The organism is Coraliomargarita parva (assembly GCF_027257905.1).
Classification (GTDB): domain Bacteria; phylum Verrucomicrobiota; class Verrucomicrobiia; order Opitutales; family Coraliomargaritaceae; genus Coraliomargarita_A; species Coraliomargarita_A parva.
Genome location: NZ_JAPZEI010000003.1, coordinates 246399 through 263986, shown reverse-complemented (window position 1 = coordinate 263986; position 17588 = coordinate 246399). Strand labels below are relative to the sequence as shown.

The 17588-nt window shown below is 52.6% G+C and carries 10 protein-coding genes; 1 reads left to right on the top strand and 9 read right to left on the bottom strand.

Annotated features, from left to right (window positions below; genetic code table 11):
- Window positions 1–136: 136 nt before the first annotated feature.
- The 4 genes from O2597_RS05575 to O2597_RS05560 form a co-directional block, all read right to left on the bottom strand.
- Window positions 137–4141 carry a FlgD immunoglobulin-like domain containing protein gene (locus O2597_RS05575; protein ID WP_269523240.1) on the bottom strand — a complete coding sequence of 1335 codons (4005 nt, stop codon included), beginning with the start codon at window positions 4139–4141 and terminating at the stop codon, window positions 137–139.
- A 99-nt stretch (window positions 4142–4240) separates the two neighbouring features.
- The gene (locus O2597_RS05570; RefSeq protein ID WP_269523238.1) at window positions 4241–6373 is read right to left on the bottom strand and encodes a glycoside hydrolase family 36 protein; all 2133 of its coding nucleotides are present in this window, start codon (window positions 6371–6373) and stop codon (window positions 4241–4243) included.
- A 116-nt stretch (window positions 6374–6489) separates the two neighbouring features.
- The gene (locus tag O2597_RS05565) at window positions 6490–7194 is read right to left on the bottom strand and encodes a hypothetical protein (RefSeq protein WP_269523236.1); all 705 of its coding nucleotides are present in this window, start codon (window positions 7192–7194) and stop codon (window positions 6490–6492) included.
- Entirely contained in the window at window positions 7194–11057 is a 3864-nt protein-coding gene (locus tag O2597_RS05560) for a hypothetical protein (protein ID WP_269523234.1), read from the bottom strand. Before O2597_RS05560 ends, O2597_RS05565 begins: the two co-directional genes overlap by 1 nt.
- Before the next feature lie 626 nt (window positions 11058–11683).
- Between O2597_RS05560 and O2597_RS05555 the strand changes: the two genes are divergently transcribed.
- A complete protein-coding gene (locus O2597_RS05555) occupies window positions 11684–12343 on the top strand; it encodes a Crp/Fnr family transcriptional regulator (RefSeq protein ID WP_269523232.1) in 660 nt (219 codons plus the stop codon).
- Between the two features lie 271 nt (window positions 12344–12614).
- Here O2597_RS05555 and O2597_RS05550 read toward each other — a convergent pair whose 3' ends face one another.
- The 5 genes from O2597_RS05550 to O2597_RS05530 all read right to left on the bottom strand — a co-directional run bounded on the left by O2597_RS05550 (window position 12615) and on the right by O2597_RS05530 (window position 17460).
- Window positions 12615–13250, bottom strand: a complete 636-nt coding sequence (locus O2597_RS05550; RefSeq protein WP_269523230.1) for an anaerobic carbon-monoxide dehydrogenase catalytic subunit — start codon at window positions 13248–13250, stop codon at window positions 12615–12617.
- A 208-nt stretch (window positions 13251–13458) separates the two neighbouring features.
- Window positions 13459–13881 (bottom strand): hypothetical protein, encoded by a 423-nt coding sequence (locus O2597_RS05545; protein WP_269523229.1) that lies wholly within the window; start codon window positions 13879–13881, stop codon window positions 13459–13461.
- 43 nt (window positions 13882–13924) lie between these two features.
- Complete coding sequence (locus O2597_RS05540) at window positions 13925–14476, bottom strand: hypothetical protein (RefSeq protein ID WP_269523227.1); 552 nt, start codon at window positions 14474–14476, stop codon at window positions 13925–13927.
- Window positions 14477–14795: 319 nt separating this feature from the next.
- Window positions 14796–15590 (bottom strand): transglutaminase family protein, encoded by a 795-nt coding sequence (locus O2597_RS05535; RefSeq protein ID WP_269523225.1) that lies wholly within the window; start codon window positions 15588–15590, stop codon window positions 14796–14798.
- A gap of 769 nt (window positions 15591–16359) precedes the next feature.
- Entirely contained in the window at window positions 16360–17460 is a 1101-nt protein-coding gene (locus O2597_RS05530) for an AraC family transcriptional regulator (protein WP_269523223.1), read from the bottom strand.
- Window positions 17461–17588: the final 128 nt, after the last annotated feature.

Sequence of the window (17588 nt, the reverse complement as noted above, 5' to 3'; positions counted from 1 at the left end):
CGAACCATCCGGCTGCTTCGACAAGTCAGACGTTTCTGGTGTGCAGGCAGCAAGCGCAAACAGTGTTGCGAGAATAGCGAAAGATCGGAAAAGAGTCATAAATAATCGAGGAATGAACAGGCTAAGAGGAGGCCAATTACTTCACCTGCACTTCCCCCCAGTATTCAGGATACAGGCGGGCTTCTGTCGGCACGTCATCTACCATTGTCGTCGACGAAGTGGAGGGTGTGAAAAGATAATTGCGGCTGACTGCCTGCAATCCCCGTTGGCCCGCACCAGAAAGGCGAACTTCGACGTCGCCGATCAGTTCGTCACTCTCAAGGTCGAATTCAAGGAATTCACGTGGCACCGCAATGGTGGCGACATAGCCGCCATCGACCTCTTCGAAGCCGACCTTGGCTCCCGGAACTTCGCCAACGAAGTCGAACTCCCAACGGCCTGCAGCCGGTGTTTCATACACATCAGGCTGTTTGTGCTGCTCGGACACCGCCTTCATGGCAATCACCCGTGGCTCGCCCTGAATGGAGGCCGCCATGATACGCACATCGCCGAGTTCCGGATCCTTACGCTCCCCCTTTGGCCCAAGCACAAAGCCCACACTGTCGCCGCCCTTGAAGGCGAGCTTGTTTTCAATTGCACCGTTTTCAAGCGGCGTCGCATCGACCACTTGGATGCGTGCAAAGAGGAACTCGTCGTTGTAGACAAATTGTGCTTCAGCCAAGTCTTCATCATTGCGGGTCAGAGAGGAAACCGGGACATTCTTCCACGCGTCCGAGGCGAGAGCGTGATCTCCATTGAGCGAAACAATCTGAATCGGATCGGCCACCGCATCCGCTCCAGCCAGCGCATAGACTTTATCGAGCTCGACGGTGCCGTAGCTGCGACTCTCGTTTTCGACCCGACCATCCTTGAAGCCTTCGACCTTGTAAGCCATGCCCGAAGAGTAGGCCCAGACTTCGCCGCTGTCTTCAAAGTAAGCCACGCGGCCCCCGCTGGTTTCGCCACCGAAGGTATAAGGTCCAGGGCCGGAGGGATCGCCGGGGTTGTTCATCAGGGCGTCGACGAAGAAGCCGTCCTTGGTGTAGAAGTAAATCTGCCCCCACTCGCTACCGGAGGCGATATATTCATCACCGACGATGCCAGCCATATTCCAGTGGTGATACATCTCCCCCGGCTTGGCACCGGCAGTCGCCTTACGGCCCGCCATCCAGATGAGTTCACCCTCAGGATTGAATTTTGCAAACTTAACGACGTTAAAGCGCGAGGTGTGGCCCATGCCTTCCTTCATTCGTTTGGCCGTGGCTTCATCCGCGAAGTCATATTTGCCGCCCTCACCCGGTAAACTGTGATTGAAGGCCACGTAAATATTGCCTTCGGAATCGAGGCGTGTGCCAAGCAGACCGGTGCGGTAGGTCGTAAAAACTTTATCTTGTCCCGGAAAAACGACCGGAACCGCCTTATGCGCTTTGGAGAGATCCCATTGGATCTGCCCCTTATCATCAAAACCCGTGGCCGGCACGCGAACAATCCGGTTACTCTGGGTCGTAAAGTAAAGGTCACCATTCGGCTCCATATGCAGGCCCGCGGTCGAATGTGTCATCCCACCAATCATGTCATCATCGGCCAGCTTGCGCCACTCGTGCACTTCGGAGTCTTGCTCCATGCCATCCGCATTTTCGTCGATCCAAGCACGAACCCAGCGCTTATCCATGGGTAAATGCCTGCCATTATCATCCCGATCTTGCGGCTCCCACAAGGCGATCGGACGCATAGTGTCTCCTTCAAACACCGCAATCATGTGCTGCTTGGAGTCTTTGACAAAATAGAGTTTTCCGTTATCGGCATAAAGAACCTCAGGCTGCGGAATGGCACCTTCGATATTCCCCACGTGTTCATAACCCGCTTCGGCAAGGTCCCAGTAGGCGTTCGGCACGCCGACTTTTCCTTCGCCGCCGAGATCGGCACGACCGATGGCATGCACCAGTTGATAAAAGACGTTGCGCGGGTTGTCCGGCATGGGCCATGTGCCATTCCAGTAGACGCCGGGTCCATACCAGCGGTTTTCAAGTTTGCCGTTTTCGAGGTCAATCTTCGAGAAGACTTTGGGCGGAGAAGACTCAGTCACCAAAAGGCTGCCATCGCGATCGATCGCCAAACCTGCTGGGCGCAGGAAAGAAATTGCTTCAGGATCATATGCGCCCTGCCAAAGACGCCCACCCTCGTTGCCAATGGCGTCGACAGCTTGTCCTTTGTGATTAAAGACTTTAACGCGTTGTGACTTTCCAAGATCACTGACATAGATGCTGCCGTCTTTGTGAACTGAGACATCCCACGGGGCTTCCAAGTTTTGATTGATGACAGTTGTGGACGTTCCTTTTGCATGGGCAAACTTCACGACTGCCCCCTTTCCGACTTCCGGGAAGGAAACCGCATAGAGGTCACCATTGGGTGCCAGTGATACACCTCGAACACCGGGGCAATCGAGCACATCCAGTTGCTCACCACTTTCAGTATCCATCACGAAAATCTTACCGGCACCGTAGCTGCCTACGTAAACCTTTTCATCCTCCGCCGCCATGCCAGCGCCATCTGGTTGGCGCGCCAGTCCATCCGTGTAAAGTGGCGAGTATTTGCCACTGGGCTTCGGAATCGGTGAAGCAATCGTTTCCTTCGGAAGGAGTTTATTGTCCGCGACGACGACCTCGATTTCGTCGCTACGTGTAGCGGGGTCCCAGACAGTCAACGCGCCCGTGTCTTTGAGCAAACGCACGAGACGCACCGAAACTTTATCATCATCGGCCAACACTCCGCTGTCGGAGCGTGAAAGGAAGATATACTTGTCATTTTCGGCAATCGAATAGAACGGGCCAAAACCACCACCTACAAAGGGATCCTTGCGCCAGACGACTTTGCCGTCCTTATCCGTTTTCACGAGAGACTGCCCCGCTTCCGCCACAGACCAGAGGAAATAGATATGATCCGCATCCGTCGTCACATCGATCGGATCGGAGTGGTCGCCCCCCCATCCGCCTTTGTTGTCCAGAGTCTTGTAAAAAGGAATGCCCGAGGAACCGACGCCGCCCTGATAGACCGCCTTGATCGGCTTGCGGAAATAAGCAGCCCAGCGGTATTCACCGACAGGCAGTGACTTCATGAAAGCGTCGCGACCATCCCAGTAGACAGTCAGTGGGCCTTTCGGATGTGACTCTGCTGCAATCACCTCGCGCACCACGGCGCCATTTTCATCCACGATATTGACGGAAACTTTCAAGCCATCGCCCGGCACTTCAACCGTAAAGGGCACCCCGACTTTTGCGGGCTCGACTTGCAACTCCGCCTTGGCATCGGCAATAATGGTTTCCATGCTTGGACTGAGTCGTTCAGCAGGTGCTTTGGCAACGTACTTGAGTTTACCCCACGTATTCGGACTACGGAATGCAAAGGTGCCCGGATGCTTGTTGTAATTGACTAAGGAACGTGACTTATCTCCACCGATCCAAAGAGACTCCGCCGTGAAAACACCCGTCTCACCAACTTTAAATGGATTCTTCCCCTCCGGCACATTCACCGCCGACCAGGGAATTTTCGCTTCCAAGACATAATGATCCGAGGATGCCACATCCATGGCGATGGCGGAGCCTTCCGGGTTAATAGAACTGCCCTGTTTAAATTTCGTTCCAAACTGAAGCGCAATAAACGGCTGCCCGGTTTGCGTATTGGTCCAGAAACTAGCGTGCACTATCCGGTCGCTTTCCTCATCGCGATTCCAATCCAGCGGATACTTCAAAGAGGCATCGGAGCTAAAGCGTATTTGCGCGATATCCTGCGACCAATAGGCATCCTGCGGGTTATTGTTATTGGTGAAGGGGCGATTCGGCATCGCAGCCACACAGGACACATAAAGGGCTTCGTCATCATACATGACCGCCCATTCGGCATTCATAAGTTCCGCCGTCTGGGCGGAGATGTACAGCGGCTCCTGAGCCGTCAGGGTCCAATCCGACAAATCGGCATCAATTGTCGGCGCACCCGACTCAGGAACAGGCACCGCCAGCATTTCGCCCTGGGCGAAATCGACCGCAAATACCGCATTAGAGACTAGAATTGTGCTTACCGCGAGACAGAGGGGAACAGACTTCAAAGAGATCATAATTTAAGGTTCACAATCCATCGAGACAATGCGGCAACACAAAGCATACAATTCACATACAGCATGACACAGTTATGAATAGGGTGCCTTCTACCTGCGTTCCAGATGTAGAGCGTAACCTCGATACTCGGCACCTAGCGGCAAGTGTAAACGCCCCTCGTCCCAAGTTGGGGCATCGGTGGTCTGGTCCGACAAGCCATCCACCAGCGCCCACTGCCCGGAAAGCGGCAAGGCAATCTCCCGGGGCATCGAATGGGGCTGTTTGTACTCATGAATCACCACCAAAGCGGCCCTTCCGTCCCGGCTCAACCGACAGATGCCCGACCATCCATCGGGTTCCATCCAATCCAGCGGCGTGTCACCCAGGTAATGCGTGACACCCTCGCGGATGATCATTGCCACCGACTCATAAAAGGCCACCGCGCGGTGAACGATTGCCACCTGGGCATCCGAGAGATCGTGCACCGGACCGGAGAGACACATGCGCCCGTAGAATGTTGCGGTCAATGAATACATGAATCGCTCCGGGCTGTCAGAGGTATAGAGCACCGCCCAGATCTGCGATTGCCGTGGCGGCATCAGGTGATGCAACTGCCGGGCGATAATCGGAATATTCATCGACTCATGGGCGTCCGAAAACGAGCTCATCGAGCTCAAGGCCATCATAGACGGCTCGAGACGGTGGCCGCCGGAGGAACAGTTCTCGATGACAAACTCACCCAAGATGTCCTTGATACGCTTAAAATAACGATGGATCCCCTCCACGTGGTGACGCAGTCCCTCACCCAGCGAGTCGGCATGATCGCAGCCGACTCCAAAGGTATCGTTATAGTCAACCTTCAGGTAGCCGAATCCATTCTCCTTGAGAAACCCGATCAGCTTTTCATCCAGATAGTCTACAACCCAGGGGTCATTCAAATCCCAGAATCGACGCGAACCAACCGACAAGGCCTCCCCATCCCGCTGCAAATGGTGCGCAGTTTGCCGGAATGCCTCCGAGGCTGGATTACAGACCTCGAATTCAAACCATACACCGGGAATGAAGCCCATCTCACGGATCGCATCGCAAGTGGCCCGCATCCCATGGGGAAATTTCTCCGTATCCAGAATCCAATCGCCATTCGACTGCATTTTCGCCTCAGGCGGACGCTTGGCCCAACCATCATCGATCACGATATACTTGACCCCGGAACCTTGTAAACGCCTGGCCAGGGCGAGGGTCTTGTCATGACTCGGCGAGCCCCAATTGGTGCACCACTCGTTAAAAACCACCGGTAAACTCTTTTCGCATTCCGGCGGCTCCGGCAGCAGTGCTTCCTGCAGTTGGACCAATCGCCCCGTCAAATCAGCCAAGCCACCTGACACGCAAGCGATATGTGCTTTGGGGCTTTTAAAACGTTCTCCCGGTTGGAGTGCTTTCTTCCAATGCCCGAATTCAAAATCGGCCAAACCTCCACTGATCGAGACACTGTCAGCCCGTCGAGTCACTTCAATTTGCCAGGAACCGGCCCAAGCCAATTGCGCACCCCAGAGCACACCGGCTTCCGTATCTTCGATGGCCACAAATGGGAAAAACTTGCGCACGGGCATGGTGCCAACCTGACCGAAACGCTCGACGATTTGATTATTTCCGTGCCAATTTCGTATCAAGTGGATGTCCTCGAGACGTACACATTCATGGCGCCCCTCATTACTCCACCAGGAACGAAAGCGGTGCAGCTTTAAACGTCCGGGCGCATCATCCACCGCATACGGCGTGATCCCCGAAAGGACAAAACTGGACAGAAGCTCGAGCGACAAGGGCTGATCGGATGTATTGGCAACCGTAGTCCATGAGATTAAAGTGCCCTCGACAGGAGTGGGCGCCAAATGCTGACAAACCCGCAAGCCGGACTCGGTGATAAAACTCGTGGTAAGCACCTCCTCCGAAAGTCCTTCGGTATCCGATGGCTCCGTCGCCACGGACTTCAAGCCGAGGGTCGTCATGCTGTCCTGCATCGTAATCCCAGGCAGAAACATGCCACTCATGGAATCCGAGCTCAGCTTGACCTGAACCATGCGATCCGGCTTTTCAGAAACGGCATAGTTTTCACCTCGGTCTGGGCGACGAGGCACCATGAGGCCCTGCTGATCGAGGGGGCTCAAGCGCAATTCGAGCCCTTCCTCTTCGACTGGAATTCGAACGATTTGAAGACCGTTAAGTTCAGACTGTGTTGTGTTCATTGACATAGAAAAACAAATCCAAAGAAAGTTTTCGCAGGAACGGTAAACAGAATCCGCACCTCGATAAACAAACGAAAGATCCTACCCCAAAACAGTATTCGGAATGCTCGAAACGGTTAATTCAAAAGATTCGGCACCGACTCGCCCAAAAAGCTGACCGTCGCAGGTGTAGGCACTGAATTTGGAGGCATGAGGGGATCCACCATATAATCAAAGACTAATAGATACGCACGCCGATTAGCATAGGCGATTCTGTTTTTGCGGAAGGTCATATTCCAGCCACCTCCTTTGTTCGCAGCAACTTTCAAAGTCGTAGCACCATCTCCGTAGGGAACAGTCAAAGACGCACCACTCTTGATTTGATACATCTCTTTATTCACCGCCAGCGCTGCATCCATTTTAGAGAAGTTAATCAACCTAAGTTGGCCGGCACCATGCGAGCCATAATCATCCTTAACTGGAAAGACTTGGTATGAAAAACCCTCACCGGCCAACACCACCAGAATAAACCGCTGGACATCAATGGGTAAATCGACACGGGCTACAACGACTTTTACCGGCTTTGCATCAGTCGGACTATCAGGAGGAGGCGGGACCAGGCGATACAGTTCCAACGGCCCATCGGGCAATTCTATCGGCTCGGACAACTTCGATCCGATTCGCAAGGCATGACTTTCATCTTTCGTGTCATATCGCAAATTTGAAATAGACCCAACAGGTGTGAAAACACGAAAAACACGTGGTTGCTCCTGAGCCGTCACATTGCAGAGAAGACATGCAAAGATGGTGCAAAGAAAGAAGATGAGATGGTAAGGTTTCATTAAATTTCAGAATCATCCAACCAGCGAAACTTCACGATTTTAAACTTACGTCCAAATTTAAGATTTGTTCCGGAAATATTCGGATCATTCAACGCAGTTTCAGGCGAATTCTGATCATCCACAAACTCCGGAATCCTCTGAACAATCGCCTCACACCACACATGGGCAATCACCGATTGCGAAACCGGATCAACCGTCTCCCCGTAAGCTCTAATTTTGAAGCTATCGGACCGCGGCGAAAGTGCCGGGCCTATCGTTGAAAGCACGTCCGCTTGCGTCAAATACTTTGGGCCATTCGCATAGAGTGCTGTATATGAAGCACTTTCAGGTATGCTGGTGATGTCTTCCGCGCTGCCACCGATAAACATTTCTTCATCGTAATCATCGAACCACTTTGTTTTCCCGTTATACTTAAGCGGCGGCATTTTCATATTCCCCCCCTTGATGGAAGTCCATAGCTCATGAGGATTCGCACTGGAGCTTTTCATACGATCAATCGCAGATTGCAACGCACCTTTAATTCCTTCCGGGTCGGAATCGTTATCTGTGAGAGAGCGATTCACAAAATCAGAGAGTGACAAAAAAGGCCCACGAAGACGAACTTGCTCGACCATCGTCCGCGCCAGCTCATTAACCAAGCTATTCACATTGTCATTCTGAGTCGTGTCATCTGGATTGTTCAGATAAAGTCCACGGTTTCCGTAGTAATATTGTTCATCAAACCCACGACTTCCCCCGGTATCGAGTGTCATAGTAACCGTGTAATCCAGATAAGGCCCACCCGAATGACTCGTATCAACCAGTGACGATGAAAAGCGTGAGAAAGGAATAATCTCTCCGACTTCATCACCAGCCACAGCAAAGTCCTCATTGCTGGGAATATCATATGTTCCCGCTAAGACGGCTCTCCATGCTTCCTCCGAGGTCGAATTTACATTAAATGCGCCCGCATTCAGCAAATTCGCGGCAGCTTTGTCATATGCGGCGTTCCCCCCCGATATGTATTTGATATCATCTAATTGAAGGCTGCCAGCAGGTGAATCTGCAAACGGTACTAACCTTGAATTATGCATTGCCTTACCGGAATCCAAATCGGATTGCGAGTAATCCATCGGAACTGTGGAAAGAAAATACTTATCCCACATCGAACGATTGAGATGATAAGACAAATCATAGAGCGTATCATCACCACCATCATCGAACCGAGGAACGTTATTTGCACGATACGAGGTTCTACGATCCAGTCGGTATTCTCCATACGAGTTCGCAAAGGGATAGGTCGTATTGTGTGTATAACGAGCGAAAGGAACATGTTGAAATTGCCCGATCGAGAGCAAGCGCTCGGAATCTTTTAACACATCGAAATAGACACCAAGCAAAGCAGGAGACGTAGCACTAGGAGACGACGTCATGCTCAAAGCATATTCATTTACAGAAGGGTATATATTAACATCGCCATACTTCAGCGCCCATTCACTTGCCAATACAAATCCGTAAATGCCATTTCCACGACAGGCAGTGTTATTATAATGACTTTCTCCAAGCTCGGACATTGTCGAGGTTCCAAAAGGAGCGCGGAAGTTCCCATGCCGAAGCCAGGCTCTAGCATGGTAAGGCAAGCCGATTAAATTCGGATCCGAATAAGTGCCGCCGCGGCCTTCCCCGGCATTACCATAGCGTAAAGCCATCCGAGGCCCTGTCGTTACATCCCACCAGATATCTTCATCCGTAGTCTTGAGTCTTAAATTTGCATATTTAAATGGCATCGTATACGGCCCGATATCCGTGGCCGGATCAATAACATCTCCCGTTACCGGATCAACAACCTCATCCGTCTGACCTAAAACATTAATAATCTGCCTCCAATTACCTGGCCCGTACGTAGCGCAGTAAATATCTTTTGTGTAACTAATATAATTCTCTTCATCGAGAATCCCACTACCCTGATCCAAGGCTAAAATGACATCAGCTTTAGGGCTCCCTCTAGAATATGAGAAATCCCACACATAATTAACTTCATTAATTTTAGTGCGCCCATTCACATACATATAATAGTCAACATTATCAGGATCTAAAATGACACTGCCGGGCATCTTACAGAAATTTAGAGCTGTGACCTCCTCATCATCTTTACCACGGACCATTGTCAATCCATTGCTGTATTCAGCGCCAGTCGTGCTTAGCTCATAAACATGCGTCTCACCTGGGGGAATTTCCAAACCTTCAATATTGAAATATATAATGTCACCGTCACTGGTAACATCTGCTGTCGTTTCAATCCGGTTCTTCGCCCAGTTGATGTAACACTTTGTTGTCAGGTCGATGTATTCATCTTCGGAATCCTTGGGTTCCCCGGTCACAGGATCGATTTCCTTTTTAGCCGTAGCCACCTCAAAAATAGCACCTTCTGAAAAGCGGAAACCAAGCTGGTAATCCTCAGCTTTAATCGCCACTGGATAAGGGTTACACAGAGCCATAGTCGGAAACAATAAAACATTCAATTCTCCTGAAGGCGCAACTCGGATGTCGAAGCCAATAGATGCCAAAAGCAAAACCGGTCCTAGCCCTGCATTTGTATCCGAAGCGACCTGAGGCGTAATCGCTCCATCCGCATCCGGGTGTGTGCGCGCCCAAGTCCTCAAGTGCCCCCACGTCGGCAAGTGCTCCTCGCCTGTAGAAATCGGTGTAAAAATCGGATCCGAATCGTCCGGACGATAGCTAAAATTAGGAGACGTATCAGCAATATCAGAAGTCAGATCCTTTTTGAGTCCTCCCGCATAAGTATCGGCCAACACACCAAAACTATTTGCTGTTAGGTTATGAAAGTGTCTGGAAGCAATCGTCTTCAGTCGATCCTGGGCTGCCGTATCCGTCAAAGTTAGCGGCAACCCATCTAGCCAAGTGATACGGCTGATGGTATCACTATTAAGGTCGTAATCACTACCAATATAAGTCCCGTTCAAAACTCCTTCGAGGAACTCAACACCACTGCGCTGCGAGATGATAAAACTCTTAATCTCGTCGTCAGGGTCGGCAGACTTAAGGTAACCGTTTTGAAGATCCACACGTGCTTTCACCCCTTCATCGCCAACCCACCAAGCATAACGACCGGAAGGACTCCCCCCAGTTCCGTCAATATCGACCAGCGGGGCCACTACGTATTCCTGATTATCACGATTCGTATCAAGCGCGCTCCCCCCGCCGACCAGCATCACAGCGGGTTGACCAGCCACTGTCGGATTCGACGGGTCGCTTAAATTGACTGCCGCGGCCGGACTGTAATTGACCTGCGGATTCCCGGCACCATCGTCGCCAACTGTCACTCCCCCATTATTTCCACTCAAAGAATAAGCAGCGCCTTCATTACCACTAATCAGCCAAGTCATTAGAGCCGGTGTGATCCCCCGGACATTGCCATTCGCCGTCGGCATGTCATCCGGTGAGATTTCGTAACCAATCTTCGGCTGTTCATTCCCCCAGATTCCGGTCCAATAACGAGTCCCCGGTGTAACCGTCATGCGAGGTGTCGTTGCTGTATAGAGCGGAGCCGGTGTCGCATTGCCATTGATGTCCGTCTCGGCCAACAAATCCGCGGTAGTCGACACCCGCTGGTCCGGCCCCGCATATTTCTGAAGCTCACCGATCGCAATCTGCATTGCGAGTAAGGCATTATTTTGCGCAGATGCATGATACGAAGCCGACTGGGAAACAGTACTTTCGACTTTAACCATTGATGCAATCGTGACTAGCAACAGGACCATGAACGACATGAGCATGATGGCCACGATGAGTGCGAATCCCTCCCGACGACGAGCGGGTGCATCCTGCTCATGATATTCGAGAGGTGAAGCGTTATACATCATGTTAGGGGACGTGGAGGTCAACAGGTGGACAGGTCTCTTCACTGCTCCTCTTAAAGGCGAGCAGTCATGGTCGTGGGAATGCAAATGAATCTAAGGGGAAAGTAATGAAACGGGGATAGGAACGTACGGTGATAGCGCTCGCTCAAACCATCCGCTATGCTTGTTTTCAGGTATTCTAAAATCAATGGAAAACCGGCACCTGAAAAGCTAGCCTGGGCGGGCACGAACCCAGCATTAAAACCCGAAACAAAGAACATACTTCCATTTGCCTGACAGCAACTTACAAATTTTCAAATACGCGGAAAAAGCAAGATTCAAGGCTCTAGTAAGCATGCTGTATGTTTACTGTTTCCTAGCTGCCCACGCCTAGATCCATCTGATCGAAGATACAATCAGCGGTGCTGACTCTAACTGTATACAAGTGTATCACCCCGATATGAAACCTGCCCTGACTGTCGGCTTGAGCCGGCCGTCATACTGTAGAGGACAAGCAGCTCCTCTACTTATACGGAGAAGACTGACTGGAAAGTTGCTTCGGAAACAAGTTCGAATGCCAAGGGGAATAGGTCCTGCTAAAGCGCATCCGAATCACTTGCCACCTATGTTGGGCAGCAGCACACGAAGCGATGAGATTTTTGGATGAGAACCTGTTGGAGCACCTTCAGCGGCCTGAGTTTGCGGAGCTCTATGCTTCCCTGACGAAGCGAAGCTATCCCAAAGGTGCGTTCCTATGTCAGCCGGGCATGGGCGACAACCGGGTGTTCCTCATCGCGAAAGGGCGTGCACGGGTCTACCTCGGCTACGAGGACAAGGAATTCAACCTCGGCATCCTCAGTAAAGGCGACATCTACTCGACCCATACGCCCGCCTTCGTACAGTCTCTGGAAAAGGTCGAGATCCTCACCACGGACGCGATGACCTTCCGGCAAAAGATGCTGGATGACCCGGAAGTCGCCAAATCCATGGTCGGGGTCCTGGGCGGCATGCTCTCCACTTCCTTCCAGATCATTGAGGGCTTGGTCTTCAAGGACGTGAACAGTCGCCTAGCCACCCTGCTCAGTTCGGAAGCTACGCGACACGGTGTCACCGGTCCCGATGGCATCGTGGTGCAAATCGATCTCTCGATCGAACAGATCGCCAACCTGCTCGGCTCCACCCGACAGACCGTCTCTACTCTGCTCAATGAGCTCTCGCGCAAGGGCCTGATCCAGAAACTGGAGCGCGGCAAGTTTCTCATCCCCGATCCGGCCGCACTCGAATGCCTGGCCAATCCGCAGGGGTTTTGAATCACTAGGCATGACAAACCACCCCGTCTCCCGCGTTGCGGGATCCACCCCTCCTGGAAAAGGCGGGGAACTTTAAAAGGGTTAAAGCATTAAATTGAGCTAAAATGGCAACGAAAGACGAAGTTCCTTCCCTTGGTTAAGGGAAGGTGGGCTCGCAGAAGCGAGCTCGGAAGGGTTCGTCTGAAGCTAGATCAGTGCGGACTAACCACCTCCCCTCCTAACGTCGGGACTCCTCCTGCCATGGAGGAGAATTACATCGGGCCAGCCCCGCTCAGGAATACGTCTCCATGCTGCAGTGGTAGCGGTCCGACCAACCCAGCGCCAAACGTTTCTCGTGGATGTAGTCGTCCAGGCTGTCGGTGGTCTGCTGCACGTCACTGGCCATCGTAAACACGCGATCATAAGCCCCCGGCAGAACACCGTCAATAGCAGTGGCCATCCCCACGAACGGCAGCCCCTTCAACTCCTTCGAAGACTGTCCCGAAAGCAGCGTGAACAATTCGGCCGAATCCGCGTCATGCTCTGTCCCTTCGAGCGCGATCACAGGCATGATCTCAATATAGTCGCAAATCTCGGCCAGACCTTCCCCCGCATAATCGAAGGCGTCCTCGCCCAGCAAGCCGGCAGCTTCAAAGTCCTCCGCAAGACGCCCAGTCACCGCGACCAGAATGTCCCGCTGGATCAGCTCCTGCGTCAAGGCGAGGAACGGAGCCTCCGAACTGTCGTGATTGCCACTGAACAGGGTCACCACGCCCCGTACCCGTCCGAATTGGAGGGACTTGTAAAAGACATCGGAAAACTCCGTGCTCGGACGCCAAGGCTTACGGTCGCCTTCGACAGTCGCGTTCATACTTTCCTGCCCGTGGTTCACGGCAGACGGTTCGGCTAAATCTAAATTCGGGTTCATGCTGTTTCTCTGGGTTACAGTACCGAAGCATAGCAGCTTGCGCCGCGGACGTCTGTCAGCTGGCTGACAGAAACGCCACTTTTTGGAGCAATTTGGTAGAAGCGTCTCGTCCATCCCGGACGGTCGCACGGCTAAAGCAGTGCGACTACGTAGGCGGCAATTCCACAGCTGCCCCCTCCCCCAAAACATCCGTTCCGCAGATCCACCCCTAGTGCTCGGGCTTCGAGGCGACAATTTTGTAAGCCCCGTCCTTGATCCCCAGTCTGTAAGTGGTAGCGGTCACCCTCGCGTCGTCCTTGGTGGGCTTATATTTGACAACAAATTCCTTTTCAATGCGAAGGGTCGGAACGTAGGCAACTCCCTCATAAGTGAACCCTGTCTTCGAATCCTTGGGAAGCTCCCGAAACGCAACGCCTTCGATCTCCTTTACCCGATCTTCACGCAGGCTTTCCTTCAGCATGTCATTGAAAAGCCCCGGCGCTTCCTCGGAAAATTCAACGAGTGCATACATCGCTTCATCGCCTTCCGATATCGCATGGAAGAATGCGCGTTCGAAGCGGTCCTCCTGCTCTCCGGCAAAGAGACCCAAAGCGCAAAGCAGAAGTGAGATGACAAAAAGCTTGGTTTTCATATACTTTATTGGACGTAAGTGAGAAGCGCACCAAAGACGAGACTCACTCACTGGTTCGGTCTCCTTTGCGTTGCTCAAGTTCATCAACGCTCAATCTTATCTGTGCAGCGTTCCACTCTAACTCTTCATCTCCTGGAGAAGTCAAAATCTCTTTAACTCCTTGGAGGTCACACGTTCTCGGGGCCGTGATTTCGGACCGAATCAATTCAACTTTTGAGACCATTTCGAAAACATTATTTCCAACTTCACCATCCGCGAAGTATAACTTTTGAGTTCGATCAATTCCATCGCTGTCACGCTCGGAAACAATCTCAATGCTCAAACCTGATCTGAACAAACTGAGATAACTCTCTTTCTTCTCTTCGTTTCCCTGGCTGAGAAATTCTGCGATCTCAACCGCATCCATGCCAAGTGCAACTCTTAGATCAATATCTTCTGCGGGATAAAATGTGAGTTGGAGTTCTGTTTTCTCTTTTTCGTGCCAAGGGCCGTTAAGCGCTTCCTCAACTTTTTCTCCAAAGATGAACAACGCGCCCAGTGCGACACATGCCAATGCCGCTATCGCTGAGATAAATCCGAATATGAAGTTCTTCATTTTTCTGCACAACAAGTTATTATCGCGTCTTGTGAGTTTCTGCCGCACCTTACAAGGCAAACCTTATTTAGACTAGTAAATTTTCGTATTCCGAATAAGATATCATTCCAGTTCGGAAGTATCCACATTTTGTGAGATCCCTCCAGTAATTCGGTGACCGGAAAACGCGAAATCGTCGGCACTGTATGCCCCATAGGGGGCAGCTTCACCGTTTCGACAGGCTCAAGGCCCCGAGTGAGTCGAAGGGCGGCACCCGCGATAGCTCGAGCACTCACACAAGTCCAAACTGACTAATTTTCCAGTAAGGGTCCGAGGCTCCTCAGTAAGACGTCTCGATACGATCCACACTTACATTCATGGCCAGTAACTCTACCGGGTCGCCAAATTGCGTGTAGATGGCAACATCCGCGGCGTCCCGACCATAGGCGATCGCCACACGCCCACCCTGCAAGTCATCTCGGGTGGGATCGAAGGTATACCATCGACCACCGACATAGGCCTCAAACCAGGCATGCAGATCCATCGGTTCAAGATTCTCCAAATAGCCGACCACCATCCGTGCCGGGATGGAAAGTGCGCGACAACAGGCAATACCAAAATGCGCCATGTCGCGGCAGACCCCCTCGGTTCTCTCATGGACCTCGCAGGCACTCACAATGTCCTGACCAGCACCCGGCGTGTAGCATGTCGTCTGGCGAATGTAATCGACGATCGCAGCGCACTGGTCGTATCCGGGAAACCGGCCCGCGACGATCGAAGCCGCAATCTGGCTGAAGCGATCGGATTCGCAATACCGACTGGGCAGCAGGAACGGCAATGTTTCGTCAGGGAGTTGTTGCACCTCGATAAAGGGAGCCCCGGGAGTCGCATCGGATGCCACGGCGCATTCGACATCAACCGAAGTATGGACGGAAAATCTACCAGGCGGGGCCATGAGCCGCTGGCAAAGATTGCCAAACGGATCGGTAAACTCGACCGCCGGAACGCTGGGGTTCAAAACATATTCTTCGCGCCCCACCCACTGCTGCCACCCACTGCGCGGGCGCAGCATAAACAGGAACGGAGTCGCAACCGGAATATGGAAGTCAAGAAAACAGGTTGCATTGATCCACATGGCAGCTTGATCCCATCAGAAGAAATGATTCGGCTAAGGGCCCAAAAGAGACAGACATAATGGAACTCGAGCAAGCTTGCCGGCGCAAGTGTAATCGCGAACGACACCGGGAACCAGGCCGGACTGAAGGGTCTAAAAAAAGCTCATGCTCGATTTCCGGGAAAGTGCGGCATTGGACATGAGTGCTCGTATATCCCGACCCCTCCGTCTCCGCTGCGCGGATCCACCTCCCCTTGACAAGAGGAGGAGCTTTTATGTTGCAGCCTCCACTTGGAATGGATCGTGAGGCACCCCTGCTAAACAAGTTGCCATCAGGAGCAAACCACACCCTGGAACTCCTCCTCCATGGCTCGGCGTAGTCTTAGACGAAGACGGGTGCTTGCAGGGAAGGCCTGTTACGGCGTATCGGAGAGAAGCCGGATGGCCCGGCTCGTCCGGGACGGAGGGGTTCACAATCAAGCCCTCCCATAGAATCACTCGGCTGGATCGAGCCCATGGATAACCTTTACGCAAGTCTGCCCCTCTGGAATCCGTCCATTCCAACAAGCCCTTTCCCGGTAAGTGACGATGAGCTTGAATGGCACGGACTTAAGGCAATGATCCGTAGTGGCGACTTCAGTCGCCAGCAAGTCGACGCACCTGCAGGACGTAATATGGCAGCTGAAGCAGCCACTACCGCCCCAAGCCTCTATCGGCCCAAATATTCAATTCCCCTCATTAAGTCCGTGCTATTCACGATGAGCTTAAAAAAGCTGTGCGACGACGCATCCTACGCTTTCCTAAACTGGGTCGGCGAGAGGCCGACGATTTTTTTAAAGGTGCTGCTGAAATGCGGGGCGTGGCAAAATCCGGTCATGGCGGCGATGGTTTCGATCGGCTCCTTGGAATAGTTGAGCAAAGCCTTGGCTTCATTGATCCGCAAGCGGATGAGGAACTCTCGGATGCTGCTGTGCATTTGCTCGCGGAAGCGCAGCTCGAGAGAACGGCGGCTGAGCTTGAATTGCTCGGCGATCTCGGCGGTTCCAATGGAGCGGCGATAATGGCTCTTCAAATATACGAGCACCTCACGGATCAGGGGATCGGTTACGGCCAGGGCATCGGTGCTCTTGCGCACGGAGATGCCGCGCGGTTTGATCAGCTTGAGGCGCTCCGTCAGCGGCTGGTCGGCCATCAGCTGGTCCAACATGGCGGCCCCCTCGTAGCCGATGCGCTTCAGGTCATGGCGCACGCTGGAAAGCGGCACCGCCTGACTCTCGCAGATCAGCGGATTGTCGTCGGCCCCGAGAATGGCGATATCGTCGGGCACACGGAGGTCGACGTCGAAGCAGAGGTTACAGAGCCAGGCGGAGTCGTAGTCGCTCTTGGTATAGATCGCGCAGGGCTTGGGCAGTTCAAGCAGCCGCTGTCGGATAAAGGCGGCGTCCTGCGGACGCTGGGTATCGAGACGGATACATTCGATCCCGGCCTTGGCCAGCTCGTCGCTATAGCCCTGATAGCGGGTCTGGCTAACCGGATTGCTGGCGAGGGCAAACCAGGCGCAGTTCCGGTGCCCCATTTCGATAAAGTGCTGCGCCCCCACCCGCCCGATCTCGTCGTTATCGGCGGCCACACGGGGCAAATCAATGTCCTCACGCCAGATCGAGAGGTCGACCGTCGGCACCTTGGCATTGAGGATAAAGTCCTCCAGCTGCCGGCTGTTGTTCATGGAGGTGATGATGCCGTCGCCCTGCCAGTGCTCAGGCAGCTGGAAATCCTTCAAGATACTGACATTCAGGTGCCAAGCATGTTGCCCTGCATAGCGGGCAATGCCTTCATGGGCCGATTGATCATAGCTCCCCAAAACCATGAGGACATGCTTGGTCTGAATCATTGCGCATTTTTGTAAATATTTTCTACAATATGCAATTTTAATTCATTAACAGAACTTCGTATCTTCATTTCGTCTTGAAGAAGCCGCTCCCGCGTCTTGTCTTCCTGAACACGACTCCCCAACTTTCA

Bases quoted from the DNA above. Each gene is read 5' to 3' on its own strand.
- O2597_RS05570 (WP_269523238.1), bottom strand. From the start codon at position 6,373: ATGAACACAACACAGTCTGAACTTAACGGTCTTCAAATCGTTCGAATT.
- O2597_RS05565 (WP_269523236.1), bottom strand. From the start codon at position 7,194: ATGAAACCTTACCATCTCATCTTCTTTCTTTGCACCATCTTTGCATGT.
- O2597_RS05560 (WP_269523234.1), bottom strand. From the start codon at position 11,057: ATGATGTATAACGCTTCACCTCTCGAATATCATGAGCAGGATGCACCC.
- O2597_RS05555 (WP_269523232.1), top strand. From the start codon at position 11,684: ATGAGATTTTTGGATGAGAACCTGTTGGAGCACCTTCAGCGGCCTGAG.
- O2597_RS05550 (WP_269523230.1), bottom strand. From the start codon at position 13,250: ATGAACCCGAATTTAGATTTAGCCGAACCGTCTGCCGTGAACCACGGG.
- O2597_RS05545 (WP_269523229.1), bottom strand. From the start codon at position 13,881: ATGAAAACCAAGCTTTTTGTCATCTCACTTCTGCTTTGCGCTTTGGGT.
- O2597_RS05540 (WP_269523227.1), bottom strand. From the start codon at position 14,476: ATGAAGAACTTCATATTCGGATTTATCTCAGCGATAGCGGCATTGGCA.
- O2597_RS05535 (WP_269523225.1), bottom strand. From the start codon at position 15,590: ATGTGGATCAATGCAACCTGTTTTCTTGACTTCCATATTCCGGTTGCG.
- O2597_RS05530 (WP_269523223.1), bottom strand. From the start codon at position 17,460: ATGATTCAGACCAAGCATGTCCTCATGGTTTTGGGGAGCTATGATCAA.